The sequence below is a fragment of the Curtobacterium sp. MCBA15_012 genome, assembly GCF_001864935.2.
Classification (GTDB): Bacteria; Actinomycetota; Actinomycetes; order Actinomycetales; family Microbacteriaceae; genus Curtobacterium.
Genome location: NZ_CP126267.1, coordinates 1,768,330 through 1,781,459 on the forward strand (window position 1 = coordinate 1,768,330; position 13,130 = coordinate 1,781,459).

Annotated in this window: 11 protein-coding genes; 1 reads left to right on the plus strand and 10 read right to left on the minus strand. The window is 76.3% G+C overall.

Annotated features, from left to right (window positions below; translation table 11 throughout):
* Positions 1-163: 163 nt before the first annotated feature.
* From QOL15_RS08165 to QOL15_RS08175, 3 genes are read right to left on the minus strand one after another with little or no spacing between them, the layout of a single operon-like run.
* Positions 164-1,081 carry a glycosyltransferase family 2 protein gene (locus QOL15_RS08165; RefSeq protein ID WP_071247164.1) on the minus strand — a complete coding sequence of 306 codons (918 nt, stop codon included), beginning with the start codon at positions 1,079-1,081 and terminating at the stop codon, positions 164-166.
* Positions 1,078-2,688: a D-glycero-beta-D-manno-heptose 1-phosphate adenylyltransferase gene (gene rfaE2, locus QOL15_RS08170; protein WP_139197470.1), complete on the minus strand. Its 1,611-nt coding sequence runs from the start codon at positions 2,686-2,688 to the stop codon at positions 1,078-1,080. The genes QOL15_RS08165 and rfaE2 overlap by 4 nt, the downstream gene beginning before the upstream one ends.
* Positions 2,685-4,319, minus strand: coding sequence for an aldehyde dehydrogenase (locus QOL15_RS08175; protein WP_071247162.1), 1,635 nt, complete (start codon positions 4,317-4,319; stop codon positions 2,685-2,687). Before QOL15_RS08175 ends, rfaE2 begins: the two co-directional genes overlap by 4 nt.
* Before the next feature lie 209 nt (positions 4,320-4,528).
* Between QOL15_RS08175 and QOL15_RS08180 the strand changes: the two genes are divergently transcribed.
* Complete coding sequence (locus QOL15_RS08180) at positions 4,529-5,641, plus strand: glycosyltransferase family 9 protein (protein ID WP_071247160.1); 1,113 nt, start codon at positions 4,529-4,531, stop codon at positions 5,639-5,641.
* 204 nt (positions 5,642-5,845) lie between these two features.
* Here QOL15_RS08180 and QOL15_RS08185 read toward each other — a convergent pair whose 3' ends face one another.
* The 7 genes from QOL15_RS08185 to QOL15_RS08215 form a co-directional block, all read right to left on the minus strand.
* The gene (locus QOL15_RS08185) at positions 5,846-6,550 is read right to left on the minus strand and encodes an SDR family oxidoreductase (RefSeq protein WP_071247158.1); all 705 of its coding nucleotides are present in this window, start codon (positions 6,548-6,550) and stop codon (positions 5,846-5,848) included.
* Positions 6,551-6,689: 139 nt separating this feature from the next.
* Positions 6,690-8,216 carry a PfkB family carbohydrate kinase gene (locus tag QOL15_RS08190; protein ID WP_305405834.1) on the minus strand — a complete coding sequence of 509 codons (1,527 nt, stop codon included), beginning with the start codon at positions 8,214-8,216 and terminating at the stop codon, positions 6,690-6,692.
* The gene (locus tag QOL15_RS08195) at positions 8,213-8,839 is read right to left on the minus strand and encodes an SIS domain-containing protein (RefSeq protein WP_071247156.1); all 627 of its coding nucleotides are present in this window, start codon (positions 8,837-8,839) and stop codon (positions 8,213-8,215) included. The genes QOL15_RS08190 and QOL15_RS08195 overlap by 4 nt, the downstream gene beginning before the upstream one ends.
* A complete protein-coding gene (locus QOL15_RS08200; RefSeq protein ID WP_071247154.1) occupies positions 8,836-10,155 on the minus strand; it encodes a glycosyltransferase in 1,320 nt (439 codons plus the stop codon). The genes QOL15_RS08195 and QOL15_RS08200 overlap by 4 nt, the downstream gene beginning before the upstream one ends.
* Complete coding sequence (locus QOL15_RS08205) at positions 10,152-11,153, minus strand: glycosyltransferase (RefSeq protein ID WP_071247152.1); 1,002 nt, start codon at positions 11,151-11,153, stop codon at positions 10,152-10,154. The genes QOL15_RS08200 and QOL15_RS08205 overlap by 4 nt, the downstream gene beginning before the upstream one ends.
* A 135-nt stretch (positions 11,154-11,288) precedes the next feature.
* Positions 11,289-12,362, minus strand: a complete 1,074-nt coding sequence (locus QOL15_RS08210; protein WP_071247150.1) for a glycosyltransferase family 9 protein — start codon at positions 12,360-12,362, stop codon at positions 11,289-11,291.
* A gap of 158 nt (positions 12,363-12,520) precedes the next feature.
* On the minus strand, positions 12,521-13,072 hold the full coding sequence (locus QOL15_RS08215) for an HAD-IIIA family hydrolase (protein WP_071247148.1): 552 nt from the start codon (positions 13,070-13,072) through the stop codon (positions 12,521-12,523).
* Positions 13,073-13,130: the final 58 nt, after the last annotated feature.

The window sequence follows — 13,130 nt, forward strand, 5'->3', positions numbered from 1 at the left end:
CGGGACCGGTCGGCCGGGAGGCGCGGCTCGGGGCGACGGGGCCGGTGCGGTCCGCCGACGGGTCGCGGTGTCCCCTGGTGGCCGGGTCGACCGCCGCGGCGACCGGTCCGACGCTGCACACGGCGGCGCGGCCTGCGGTCGCGTGCGGCCCGGCCGGGGCCGGTCAGGCCCCGTGCCTCGCCCCGGCGTCCTCGAAGAACACGTCCGGCGCGTCGACCCGCCGGTCGGTGACCGTCGTCGGGCTCTCCAGGTGGACCGCGCCAGAGGGCAGGATGCCGGCACCGCCGAAGCGCTCCATCACGCGCCACTGGGCGACGACGTCCTCGCCCGCGTGCTCGCTCGGCAGCGCCGACCAGAAGCCGAACCCGCCGACGGCCTCGAGCGCGTCCCGGTCGTAGAGCACGCAGGCCCCGACCCAGGCGACCCGGTACGGCACCCATCCGCCGGGCTCGACGTCGAGGTCGGCCGCGACGTGCGCCGGGTTCGCGGCGTTGTGCAGCGAGAGCCGGTCGAACGCCGGTGTGCCGCGGCGCACGACCTCGGGGACGACGGGCCCGTCCCACCGCTCGAACACCGCCGTCTCGTGCGGGCGCCGGTCGGCCAGGTAGGACAGCCCCTGCACCGCGCTGCCGACGAACCCGCACCCCAGGTCGTGCAGGGCGTCGAGCATCCGGCGGAGGGCGCCCGGTTCGAGCCAGACGTCGTCGTCGAGGTACAGCACCGCGGCGGCCGCGGCGTGGTCGAGCAGGTGCTGCCGGTGCTCTGCCAGGCCACGCCGTTCCGGGTGCGCGAGGAGCGTGACGGGGCGGCCCTGTGCCTCCAGGACGCGGAGCATGGCGGCGACCGCCGGCGCGGTGGCGGCGTCCTGGCCCGCGGACTGGTCGCTGAGGACGAGTCGGAGGGCGACGTCGGTCTGGGCGGCGAGCCCGGCGAGGGTCGTGGCCAGCTCGGCCGGACGACCGACCGTCGGGACGAGGACGTCGACCTCGACCGCGGGACCGTCGGCGGCGGGACGTGCCCAGTCGCCCGACCAGCGGGCGACCGGGAGGGCCGGTGGGGTGGACGTGCCGACGGCGCTCACGGTGCCGGGTCGGGCTCGACCGGTTCGGCGGTCGGGGCGCGGTCGTCGGAGGGACGGTCGACGGGGACCGGCGCGGCGTCTGCCGGCGCTGCGCGGTCGGCCGCCACGCGGCCGGCCGCGTTCGCTGCCGCCGCGGTGTTCGCCGCTGCCTCACGGATGCGTCGGACGACCGCCGTCGTGGAGTGCTCGGGGACGTAGTCGACCATGACGACCTCGCCGCCGTACGCGCGCACGACGTCGGTCTCGCTGAGCATCTCGGGGGAGTAGTCGCCGCCCTTGACGTACACCTCGGGGCGGAGGCGCTCGATGAGCGGGATGGGGGTGTCCGTCGCGAACACCGTTACGAGGTCGACGCAGGCGAGCGCGGCGAGCACGCCCGCGCGGTCCTCGGCCGTGTTGATCGGGCGCTCCGGGCCCTTGAGCCGGCGGACCGAGTCGTCGTCGTTCAGTGCGACGACGAGCAGGTCGCCGAGCTCGCGCGCCTGCCGGAGGTACGTCGTGTGGCCGCGGTGGACCACGTCGAAGCAGCCGTTCGTGAACACCACGCGTCGACCGGCGGCACGGGCGGCGTCCACGGCGAGCGACAGGTCGTCGTGGTCGACCACGGTCGCGGCGGGGGCGGTCACGGACTCGAGCAGGGCGGCGGCCGAGCACACCGAGGTCCCGGCCTCGCGCACGACCACGTCGGCGGCGGCCTGGGCGACCGCGACGGCGTCCCGGAGCGGGGTGTCGACGGCGAGCGCGACGGTCGCGGCGGCGCAGAACGTGTCGCCGGCGCCGGACGCCTGCTGCTCGGAGGCGGGGGTCGCCCGGGTCCGGAACGCCTGCTCGGCGTCCGGCTCGAGCAGGACGGTGCCGTCCCGGTCGAGCGTGACGACGGCGGCGCGCGCGCCGGACCGGGCGAGGACGTCGGCGCGGGCGTCCACGACCTCGGGGACCCGGGCGGCACCGGCGCCGAGTTCCCGGCCGAGCAGGCCCGCGGTCTCGCCGGCGTTCGGCGTCACGAGGTCGGGGTGCAGGGCGGCCCAGCGGGTCAGGTCGTGCGCGTCGACGACCACCGCGTTGGGGCGGTCCCGGTCGAGCACGGGGACGACGTCCGACGGCTCGACGCCCAGGCCGTAGTCGCAGACCACGGCGGCGTCGGCACCGCGGACGGCACGGGCGACCGCCTCGGCGAGCCGTGCGCCGTCCCGGGCGTGCGGGGCCTCGGTGATCTCGTCGACGCGGACGACCACGCGGTCGCCGCCGACCACACGGGTCTTCGTCGTGGTGCGGGCGCCGGGGACCTCCACGAGGAAGGTCGTGTCCACGCCGGCGGCACGGAGCCGCTCGCGCAGCACGCGTCCGGACTCGTCGTCGCCGACGAGTCCGACCATCCGGACGCGGGCGCCGAGGGCGCGGGCGTTGACGGCGGTGTTCGCGGCGCCGCCCGGGACCGCGACGGTCTCGGTGACGCGGACGACGGGTGCGGGGGCCTCGCGGGAGACCCGTTCGGCCTCGCCGACCGTCCACTGGTCGAGGATGCAGTCGCCGACCACGACGACGAGCGGTTCGCGGTCGTCGACGGCGGCGACGAGGTCGCGGACGAGACGGACGTCGGCGGTCATCGGGTCTCCTCGGTGTTCGCTGTGGTGCCGACCCCGGAGCCGGTGGCGACACCGGTGCCGGCGGCGTCGGCGCTGGCGGCGTCGGTGCTGGCGGCGGCATCCGTACCGGCGGTGTCGCCGGTCTCGGCCGCCGCGGTGCTCGGCGTCGTGGTGGCCGGTGTCGTGGCGCCGGTCCCGGCCGCTGCGGTGCTCGTGCTCGTGCTCGTGGTCGTGGTCGTGCTGTCGGAGCGTCGTGCCGGTGCCGCCTCGAGGTGCACGACCGTCGTGGTCGTCATCTCGTCGAGCAGGTGCGGGCCGTACCCGAAGCCGGCGCCCGAGGCACCGCGGGGCTGGGCGCTGCCGCCCGGTGCGCCGCCGAAGACGGCGTTCACCTTCACGGTGCCGACCGGCAGCTCGGCCGCGGCACGCAGCGCGTGGCCGGTGTCGGCGGTCAGGACGGTCGCGGCGAGGCCGTAGCGGTCGGCGGCGGCGAGGCGGAGCCCCTCGTCGAAGGACTCGACGACGCGGACGGGGGCGATCGGCCCGAAGGTCTCCTCGGTCATCACGAGCATGGTGTCCGTGACCCCGGTCAGGACCGTCGCTGGGTAGAACGCTCCCGGACCGCCCGGGACGACCCCGCCGGTCTCGACCGTGGCCCCGGCACGCACGGCGTCGTCGACGTGGGCCTGCACGGTGTGGCGCAGCCGCTCGTCGACGAGCGGGCCGAAGTCGGCGGCCGCCGAGGCGGTGCGGCGCTCGGCCTCGGCGACGAGTGCGGCGACGAAGGGCTCGGCGACCGCGCGGTGCACGTAGACGCGCTCGACGCTCGTGCAGATCTGCCCGGTGTTCGCGAACGCACCGAGGGCGACCTGCGCCGCGGCCCACTCCGGGTCGACGTCGCCGTCCACGACCACGGGGTCGTTGCCGCCGTTCTCGCGGATGACGTGGGCGCGCGTGCGGGTGGCGACCTCGGCGAGGCGGTCGCCCGTCGCGGTCGAACCGACGTGCGCGTACACGTCGATGCCGTCCTGCTCGAGCAGGAGCTCGCCCGTGGTCGCGTCACCGTCGACCCCGACGAGGACGCCCTCGGGGAGCACCTCGGCGAGCAGGGCGTTCAGCCGGGCCATCGTGGCGGGGGAGCGCTCACTGCCCTTGTGCACGACGGTGTTGCCGGTCACGACCGCCGCGCCGAGGATCCCGCACGCCACGGCGACCGGGTCGTTCCACGGGGTCAGGGCGAGCACCACGCCGCGGGGGTGCGGGACCGACCAGTCGGCGGCGCCGAACTGCCCGCGGAGGGCCTCGCCGCGGTGGACCGGCCCGAGCTCGGCGTACTGGACCAGCGTGCCGATGCCGGCGTGCACGCCGCCGAGGGCGTCACCGGGGACCTTGCCGGTCTCGCGCGTGTTGAGGTCGGCGAGTTCCTGGGCGTGCGCACGCAGGTGCTCGGCCGCCGCGTGCAGGAGCGCCCCGCGCTCCGCCGGTGCCGTCCGTGCCCACGCCGGGAACGCCGCACGTGCCCGGGCCACCGCGGTGCGCACCTCGGTCGGCGCGGTGCGGGCGGTGGTCGACGCGACCGCACCCGTGACGGGGTCGGTGACGACGATCGCATCGGCGTCGGTCGCGGTCGTGGACGGTGCAGCGAGGGTCATGGATGTCCTTCGAGTGGCGGGCGGGGAGCCCCACGCTGCTCGGGCCACCCTGGGCGGCCGTCCGGGTGCGCGGTGCTCATCCGCAGAACGCAGGCGCCCCACGACCGTCGTCCGCGGAGCGCACCGGTGGTGGGCGATCCGGCCGTCGCGCGCCCCGTGCCCGCGCAGTCCGACCACGCTCTCGGGACCGCTCCGGTAGAAGAGGATGCGTGCAGCTGATCGGCAACGGTGGAGAACGGTTCGACGACGTCCGGGAGATCGCGGTGCTCCGCGGTGGTGGCCTGGGAGACCTGATGTTCGCGGTCCCCGCACTCGAGGCGTTGGCCGCCGCGTACCCCGAGGCCCGCATCACCCTGCTCGGCACCCCGCTCGCACCGGCGGTCCTGCGCGGACGCACCGACGCGGTGCACGCCTTCGAGGAGCTCCCCGTCGCCCCCGGCGTCCGTGAGTCCGGCGACGGCGCCCCCGACCTCGAGGAGTTCGTCGCCCGGCTGCACGGCCGCTTCGACCTCGCCGTGCAGGTGCACGGCGGCGGGCGCAACTCGAACCCGTTCCTGCTCCGGCTCGGCGCCCGGCACACCGTCGGCACCGCCACCGAGGACGCCGAGGTCCTGGAGCGCTGGGTCCGCTACGTCTACTACCAGCACGAGGTGCTGCGCAGCCTCGAGGTCGCCTCGCTCGCCGGCGCCGCACCGGTGACGCTCGACCCCCGCGTCCGCGTGACGGACGCGGAACGCTCGGCCGTCCGGGAGCGCCTCGGCGTGACGGGCCGGCTCGTCGCGGTGCACCCCGGTGCCACCGACCCGCGGCGACGCTGGAGCCCGGAGCACTTCGCGGCCGTCGTCACCGCCCGGCTCGACGCCGGGGACGACGTGGTGCTCGTCGGCGACGCGTCCGACGTGCCGGCGTCGCAGGCGATCCGCGGCGCGGTCCCCACGGCGCTGCACGACCACCTGCACGACCTCACCGACGCGCTGCCGCTGACCGAGCTGCCCGCGGTGCTCGCCGCCGCCGACGTGCTGGTCGGGGACGACTCGGGACCGCGGCACCTCGCGGTCGCCGTGGGCACCCCGACGGTCGGCGTGTTCTGGTTCGGCAACGTCGTCAACGCGGGCCCGACCGACCGCGGGCGCCACCGCGTCCACCTGTCCTTCGTCACGCGGTGCCCGGTCTGCGGCGTCGACGTCACGCAGGTGGGCTGGACCGCGGAGCGCTGCGAGCACGACCCGTCGTACGTCGACGAGGTCACGCCCGAGGCCGTCCTGGCGGACGTCGCGGACCTGTTGGCCACGACCGGCAGGCCGGTCGCCGTCCCGCGCTGACGCACCACCGGACGGGAGGCGCGGCCCACCCCCGCCGCGCCGGTCCGGCCCGGGCGTCGGTCGCGTCGCCACGCGCGGCCCCGCACGTCGAGGTGCCGAGGACGCGCGTGGCGTGTACGTCGAGGTGTCAGGGGCGGCACGAAGAACGCCCCGAGGTTCCAGGATTCTGGGACCTCGGGGCGCTCTCGGCCCGACCCGGGCGACCTACGGCCAGCTGGGCTCGGTCGCCGGCATGATCGACAGCTCGCGGATCTCGCACCCGGCCGGCTGCGACAGCGCGAACAGGATCGCGTTCGCGACGTACTCCGGCTCGATGAGCTGCGCGTCCGGGCCCGGCTTGTACTGCTCGGTGCGGCCCTCGAAGAACGCCGTGCGCATGCCGGCGGGGATGATGTTCGTCACGCCGATGCGCCCGGCGGTCTCGGCCGCGAGGGCCTGTGAGAACCCGCGGACGCCGAACTTCGACGCCGAGTAGGCGGTGCCGTCGCCGACCCCGCGCAGCGCGAGCGAGGACGAGATCGTCACGACGCGGCCGTGCGTGGCCTCGAGCGCGGGCAGCGCGGCACGCACGACGGCGGCCGTGCCGAGCAGGTTCACGCCGACGATCTGCTCCCAGTCGCCGGAGGTCAGCGCACCGATCGGGGCCGGCTTGTCGATGCCCGCGGCGGTGACCACGGCGTCGAGTCCGTCGTGGCGCTCGGCGGCGGCGCGGACGGCCTGCTCGGTGGCCTCGGTGTCGGTCACGTCGACCGCGACGGCGTCGACGCCCTCGGGGACCGCGTCGACCCGCAGGTCGAGGACGATCGGGGTACCGCCGGCCTCGGTGACGGCGGCGACGACCGCCGCGCCGAGACCCGAGGCGCCGCCGGTGACGAGGACGCGGCCGATGGGGGTGGTGGGGACGGGCATGGACTTCCTTCCGGGAGGTCGTGGTGCGGTCCGTCGGTGGTGCCGGCGGACGGTCGTGGAGGTGGGGACCGGCGGACGGGAGGCGCGTGGCGGCGGTGCGCCGTGCCTCCCGTCCGGTGGGTGGTCGGGTGGGGCGGCGTCAGCCGACCCGCGCGATGGCGGCGGCGAGCCGGGTGGTCGAGCGCCCCGCGTGGTACGGCACCGTGACGACACGACCTCCCCACTCGGCGAGCGTCGCCGCCTCGGGCAGCTCGCTCGCGGCGTAGTCGCCGCCCTTCGCCCAGACGTCGGGGCGGAAGCGGCGGAGCGCCTCGTCGGGGGTGTGCTCGTCGAACACGACCACGGCGTCGACGCAGTCGAGCGCGAGCAGCAGCTCGACCCGGTCGTCCTGCGTCATGATCGGCCGCTCCGGGCCCTTGAGGGCGCGGACCGAGTCGTCGGAGTTGAGGCAGACGACCAGGCAGTCACCGAGCGCGCGCGCCGCGGAGAGCGTGCGCGCGTGTCCGGCGTGCAGGAGGTCGAAGCACCCGCCGGTCGCGACGACCGTGCCGCCGGCGCTGCGGACCTCGTGCACGACCCGCATCGCGTCGCGATCGACGCCGGGGACCGGGACGGGCGCGGGACCGTCGTCGGCGAACAGCGCGGTGACGCCGCCCGCGGCGAGGTACTCCGATGCGGCGAGCACCCCGGCGGCGACGGCGTCGGCGACGTCCGTACCCTCGGCCAGGGCCACCGCGACGCCGGCCGCGAGCCGGTCGCCGGCGCCGCAGGGGTCGCCCGCGGTGACCGACGGGGCGGGGACGAACCGGCTGTCGAGCGCGTGCGCGCCGCCGTCGGCCGAGGGACGCCGGCTCGCGACCAGGGCGCCGCGGTCGCCGAGCGTCACGGCCACGGCGGCGACGTCCCAGGTGGCGACGAGCGCCGCGGCGGCGTCGGTGGCGAAGGGCACGCCCTCGCCGGACAGGTCGGTGAAGCGCCGTGCCTCGCTCGAGTTCGGCGTGACGACCGCGGTGCCGGCGACCGGTGCTGCGCCCTTCGGGTGTGGGTCCCACACGACCGGGGTGTGCTCGGCGACCCGGCCGAGCGCGGCACGCAGGCCGGCGGAGGCGGCGACGCCGCGACCGTAGTCGGCGACGACGATCGCGTCGGCGCCCTCGAGCGCGGCGGTCATCTCCGGGGTGGTGTCCGGGACGGGCGGGGTCGCGCAGCCCTCGTCGATGCGGACGAGGGCGTGGTCGACGACCCGCACGCGGGTCTTCACCGGCGTCGGGGCGCCGGACGGTCCGGCGACGACGTGGACGTCCGGCAGCAGGGCCCGGATCTCGTCGGCGCGGTCGTCGTCGCTCAGGACCGTGACGAGGGTGACGTCGTGGCCGTCCCGGGCGAGCATCGAGGCGACGAGCCCGGCGCCACCGGCACGGCGGTCGTCGGTGCGGACGTCGACGACGGGGACCGGGGCGTCGGGGCTGAGCCGTTCGCTGGTGCCCGAGACGTCGACGTCGAGCAGGGTGTCGCCGACCACGACGACGCGGCGGCGTGTGCCGTGCGTGCCGGCAGTGCCAGCAGTGTCGGCGGTCTCGGTGGCGCGGGGCGTGCCGGCGGTCTCGGCGGTCTCGGTGGCGCGGGGCGTGCCGGCGGTCTCGGCTGCACCCGGTGCGCCGCTCATCGGCGTGCTCCGCGGCGCAGGGCGGGCTCCATCGCGCGGCACAGGGCGTGCACGAGGACGAGCTGCGCCTCCTGCACGTTCGCCGACGGCCCCTCGATCCGGATCGCGTCGTCCACGGCGTCGGCCAGCGGGTTCGGGCCGGGGCCGGTCATCGCGATCGACCGGGCGCCCACCGCGCGGGCAGCCGCTGCGGCGCGGAGCAGGTTCGGGCTCTTGCCGCTCGTGCTGAGCAGCACGACCACGTCCCCGGCTCGGGCGTGCGCCGTGACCTGGCGGGCGAAGACCTCGTCGAAGCCGTAGTCGTTGCCGATCGCGGTGACGGCGGACGACTCGGCGTGCAGCGAGATCGCCGAGTACGCCGGGCGGTCGCCGTCGAAGCGGCCGGTGAGCTCGGAGGTCAGGTGCTGCGCCTCCGCGGCCGACCCGCCGTTCCCGGCGGCGAGGAGCCGACGACCGGCGACGAGCCGTGACGCGATGTCGTCCGCCCAGGCGGCGATGTGGTCCTTGTGGTCGACGAGCGACGCGATCACCCGGACCGAGGCCGCGATGTGGTCGACGACGGTGCGGACGCTGCTGTCCTCGGTGCCCGGGTCGCGGGTGCCGGCCTGCTGGTCGATGGTCATCGTGCGGTCCTCTCCGTCGGGAGCGTGGAGCGGGAGGTCCGTCCGACGCGGGTGGGGCGGGAGCCCGTGGTCGTGGTGGTCGGCACGGCGGCCGACCCGGCGACGAGCCGTTCGTAGACGCGCTCGCTGTCCGCGGCGACCTTGTGCCAGGTGTACTTCGTCTCGGCGCGACGTCGCCCGGCGCGGCCGTACGCCTTGCGACGCTCCGGCTCGTCGAGCACGAGGCCGACCGCGGCCGCGACCGCGTGCTCGTCCCGCGGGGGGACGTGCAGGCCGGTCGCGTCCTCGACGACGGTGTCGATGAGGCCACCGACGCTCGACGCCACGACGGGACGGCCGCAGGCCATCGCCTCGAGCGGGACGATCCCGAAGGGCTCGTACCAGGGGGCGCAGACGACGACGTCGGCGCTGCGGTACACCTCCGGCATGTCGTGCTGGCCGAGCTGCCCCCGGAAGGACACGTGCTCGCGGACACCGAGCGAGCGGGCCAGGGCGTCCAGGCGCTGGTACTCGGGGTCGTCGACGAGGTCGGCCCCGGCGACACCGGCGCCGCCGACGACGACGAGCTCGACGTCGCGTCCCTCGTCGAGGAGCTTCGCGAGGGCGGCGATCGTCGTGCCGACGCCCTTCCGGCGCACCAGGCGCGACGCCGTGAGCACACGGAAGGTGCGACCGCGCTCCTCGACCGGTCCGTCGGGCGTGAACAGCTCGGTGTCGACGCCGCAGGGCACGACCGAGATCGCGTGCAGGGGGACGGCGAGCGCCTTGAGCTCGAACGCCTCGTCGGAGCAGGTCGCGATGACCTGGTCGGCGGTGCGGCCGACCGCGGGCTCGACCCACTCGCGTTCCGCGGGGCTCGTGTCCGCCGTCCCCTGGTGCCGACGCTTCACGACGCCGAGCGCGTGGAACGTCTGCACCACGGGGATGCGGACACCGCCGGTGCGCGCCTGGACCTGCTGGACGGCGTCGATCGCTGCGTGCCCGGACATCCAGAAGTGCCCGTGCACGACGTCGGGTCGGTCGAGGAACCACTCGGCGGCGAGCACCGAGGCGAAGGTCCCCATGTACGGGTACAGGTCGTCCTTCGGCACGTGGCGCGCGGGTCCGGCGTCGACGTGCACGACCTCGACCCCGGGGCGCAGGGCGACCCGGACGGGCAGGTCGGCGTCGTCGCGGCGGGTGTACACGGTGACCTGGTGCCCCCGGTCGGCGAGGGCCCCGGAGAGCTCCGCGACGTGCACGTTCTGTCCGCCGGCGTCCACGCCGCCGAGGACGGCGAGGGGGCTGGCGTGCTCGGAGACCATGGCGATCCTCATCGCGCGCTCCCTTCCAGCGCGGGCGTCGCCGCGCGGTCGCGTCGCGCTCCGCGCGTGACGGCGTCGTCGAGGAGGTCGTCCCAGTCCGCCAGGTACCGGCCGAGCGCGTGCCGCGCGAGCGCGGCCTCCCGTGCCACGGCACCGCGGCGGCGGGCCTCCTCGGGGTCCTCCAGGAGCGTCCGGGAGACGCGGACCAGGTCCGCCACGTCGGTCGCGATCGCGCCGGCGTCGGCGGGCACCGACCGCGGCGCGTCCGTCGTGGCGAGGACGAGCACCGGCATCGCCATGTGCATCGCCTCGATGAGCGAGAGCCCGAGGGACGTCCACCGGTTCGGGTGCACGTAGGCGCGCCGCTCGGCGAGCGCGGCGTGCATCGGGTCGGCGGGGACGTCTCCGAGCGGGACGACGTGGTCGCCGAAGCCGAGCTCCGGGAGCCGGTCGGTGCCCATGCCCCAGACGTCGACGGGTGCGACCGCGGCGAAGCGGGGGAGCAGGTCGGTCCCGACCACGCGACCGCGGCGGACCGGTTCGTTGATGACGACGCCGAACCGCTCGAGCGCCCCCGTGTACAGCGGACCCGGGTCGACGACGCCGTGCTCGACCACGGTGGTGCGGGTGCGACCGCAGTCCCACATCAGGGCGTTCCAGTGCGTCACGTGCGCGATGACGAGGTCGTCGCGGTCGCGCATCGGGTGCAGGCTGTCCGGCACGTCGACCCGCGGGGCGTTGTGCTCGACGAAGACCATCGGGACGTCCCGGCCACCGAGCAGCCGCTGTGCTTCCTCGAGTTCCTCGGTGCGCTGGAGGACGACCACGTCGACCTCGGCGTCGACCAGGTCGGCCGGGTCGATCTCGATCGCCGAGTCCGGCCAGTCACGTCCGCCTCGGCCGAGGCCCCAGCCGTCGCGGGCGGGGGTGGTCGGGATGAGGTACTCGTGGGGGCCGCGGACGAAGGCGTCCATCCAGCCGCCGTGCACGTGCCACACGAGGATCCGCATGCAGGGCCTTCCGTCTCGTCGGTGCCCCTCCGGGAGGCCTGCGGCCGGGGTCGGTGACCCGTGGTCGAGGAGAAGGAGGAGCAGTGGCGCACGCTACGCAGCGACTGCTCCTCCTCCTCGCAGGCTTCCGCGCGATCATCCGCGCAGCGCGACCACCAGTCGCTCGTGGGCCGCCAGGACGTCCTCGACGCGCACTCCGGACAGGCACGGGTGCCCGGCGACCGGGCACTCGCGGGCCCGGCTGAGGCGGCACGGTGCGGCCTGGTCGCCGAGCAGCTCGACGGCCGGGGCGTACGGCGCCCACTTCACCGCGGGCACCACGGGGGAGAACAGGCTGACGATCGAGGCACCCACCGCGGCCGCGAGGTGCGCGGGCCCGGTGTTGCCGACGACGACCACCTCGGCGCCGGCGAGCACGGCCGCGAGCTCGGCGGGGCTCGTCCGGCCGCCGAGGTCGAGCGCGGTGTCGCCCGCGACCGCCGCGGTGAGCGCGCGTTCGCCCGGGCTGCCGGTCACGACGACCGGGACGCCGCGGGCCGCGTACGCGGCGACGAGCGCGCGGTGGTGGCCCTCGGGCCACGACCGCGCCGGGACGCTCGCTCCTGGGTGGACGACCACGTAGCGGTCGAGCGCGACCACCTCGGGCGGTGCGACGGCGTCGTGCCGCACCGCGAGCCTCCCGTCGTCACCCGGCGGCAGCCGGAACCCGGCGGCCTCGGCGATGCGCAGCGCCCGCTCCGGTTCGGGCAGGTCCTCGGGCAGGTCCTCGCCGGGCCGCAGCCGCACGTCGAGCAGCGACCCGGGGTGGTCGACCGAGGCGCCGGAGACGCGGGCGACCCCGGCCAGGCGGAGGAGCAGCGCGACCGGCAGGGGGGACTGGTGGAACGAGGTGAGGACGACGGCCTCGTCCGGCTGCTCCTCGGTGACGAGCGCGCGGAACTCGCCGAGCAGGGCGTCGTCGATCGGCCGGGCGGTCTCGGTGACCCACGGCGCCGCCCACACCCGCACGCGGTCGACCCCGGGCAGGAGGTCGGCGGCGGGGGAGCCCTGCGGCCCGCAGAGCATCGTGACGTGCGACGCGCCGGACGCGACGGCGCGGACGGCGGGGCCGGCGACCAGGACGTCACCGAACGAGTCGAGGCGCACCACGAGGACGCGGGGGCGGCGGGGCTCGTCGGCGGGGGACGTGCCTCCGGTCTCCGTCCCCACTGGCGTGCCGTCCGGCTCCGTCCCCGTAGGCGTGCCGTCCGGCTCCGCGCCCACGGGCGTGCCGTCCGGCTCCGCGCCCACGGGCGTGCCGTCCGGCTCCGCGCCCACGGGCGTGCCGTCCGGCTCCGCGCCCACGGGCGTGCCGCCCGGCTCCCCGCTCACGCGCGTGCGGCGGGGACGCGGGCGAGCACCGCGGTCACGGCGTCGTCGAGCGAGTCGACGACGGTGTCCGCCGCGTCGACCTCCTCTGCCCGGGTCCGCGGGGTGGGCACGAGGATGCCCTGCGCACCCGCGGCGACCGCGGCGCCGACGTCGGCGCCGATGTCCCCGACCACGACGAGCTCGGACGGGTCGATCCCGAGCCGTTCCGCCGCGTCGAGCACCATGCCCGGCCGCGGCTTCCGGCACCGGCAGTCGTCCCCGGCGTCGTGCGGGCAGACACACCACACGTCGAAGGGGCCGACGAGCTCGTCGACCCGGGCGTTCGTCGCGTCCACCTGCTCGCGGGTGGCGAGGCCCTTCGCGATCGCGGACTGGTTCGTCACGACGCCGACGCGGAGCCCGGCGGCACGCGCACGCTCGACCGCACGGTGCGCACCCGGCACCGGCACGACGAGTCGCGGGTCGGCGTTGTACGGGACGTCGATCACGAGCGTGTCGTCACGGTCGAACAGGAGACCGCGCACGACGCGGTCCTTCGCGAGGGCCATGCCCCAGTGCTACCGGAGCGCACCCGCGAACGCCCCCAGTGCGATCCGGTTAGCGTCG

What these genes read in the sequence shown, in the direction of transcription:
- rfaE2 (WP_139197470.1), bottom strand. Translation starts at nt 2,688, where the DNA reads ATGACCGCCGACGTCCGTCTCGTCCGCGACCTCGTCGCCGCCGTCGAC.
- QOL15_RS08205 (WP_071247152.1), bottom strand. Translation starts at nt 11,153, where the DNA reads ATGCGGATCCTCGTGTGGCACGTGCACGGCGGCTGGATGGACGCCTTC.
- QOL15_RS08195 (WP_071247156.1), bottom strand. Translation starts at nt 8,839, where the DNA reads ATGACCATCGACCAGCAGGCCGGCACCCGCGACCCGGGCACCGAGGAC.
- QOL15_RS08190 (WP_305405834.1), bottom strand. Translation starts at nt 8,216, where the DNA reads ATGAGCGGCGCACCGGGTGCAGCCGAGACCGCCGGCACGCCCCGCGCC.
- QOL15_RS08175 (WP_071247162.1), bottom strand. Translation starts at nt 4,319, where the DNA reads ATGACCCTCGCTGCACCGTCCACGACCGCGACCGACGCCGATGCGATC.
- QOL15_RS08185 (WP_071247158.1), bottom strand. Translation starts at nt 6,550, where the DNA reads ATGCCCGTCCCCACCACCCCCATCGGCCGCGTCCTCGTCACCGGCGGC.
- QOL15_RS08200 (WP_071247154.1), bottom strand. Translation starts at nt 10,155, where the DNA reads ATGAGGATCGCCATGGTCTCCGAGCACGCCAGCCCCCTCGCCGTCCTC.
- QOL15_RS08215 (WP_071247148.1), bottom strand. Translation starts at nt 13,072, where the DNA reads ATGGCCCTCGCGAAGGACCGCGTCGTGCGCGGTCTCCTGTTCGACCGT.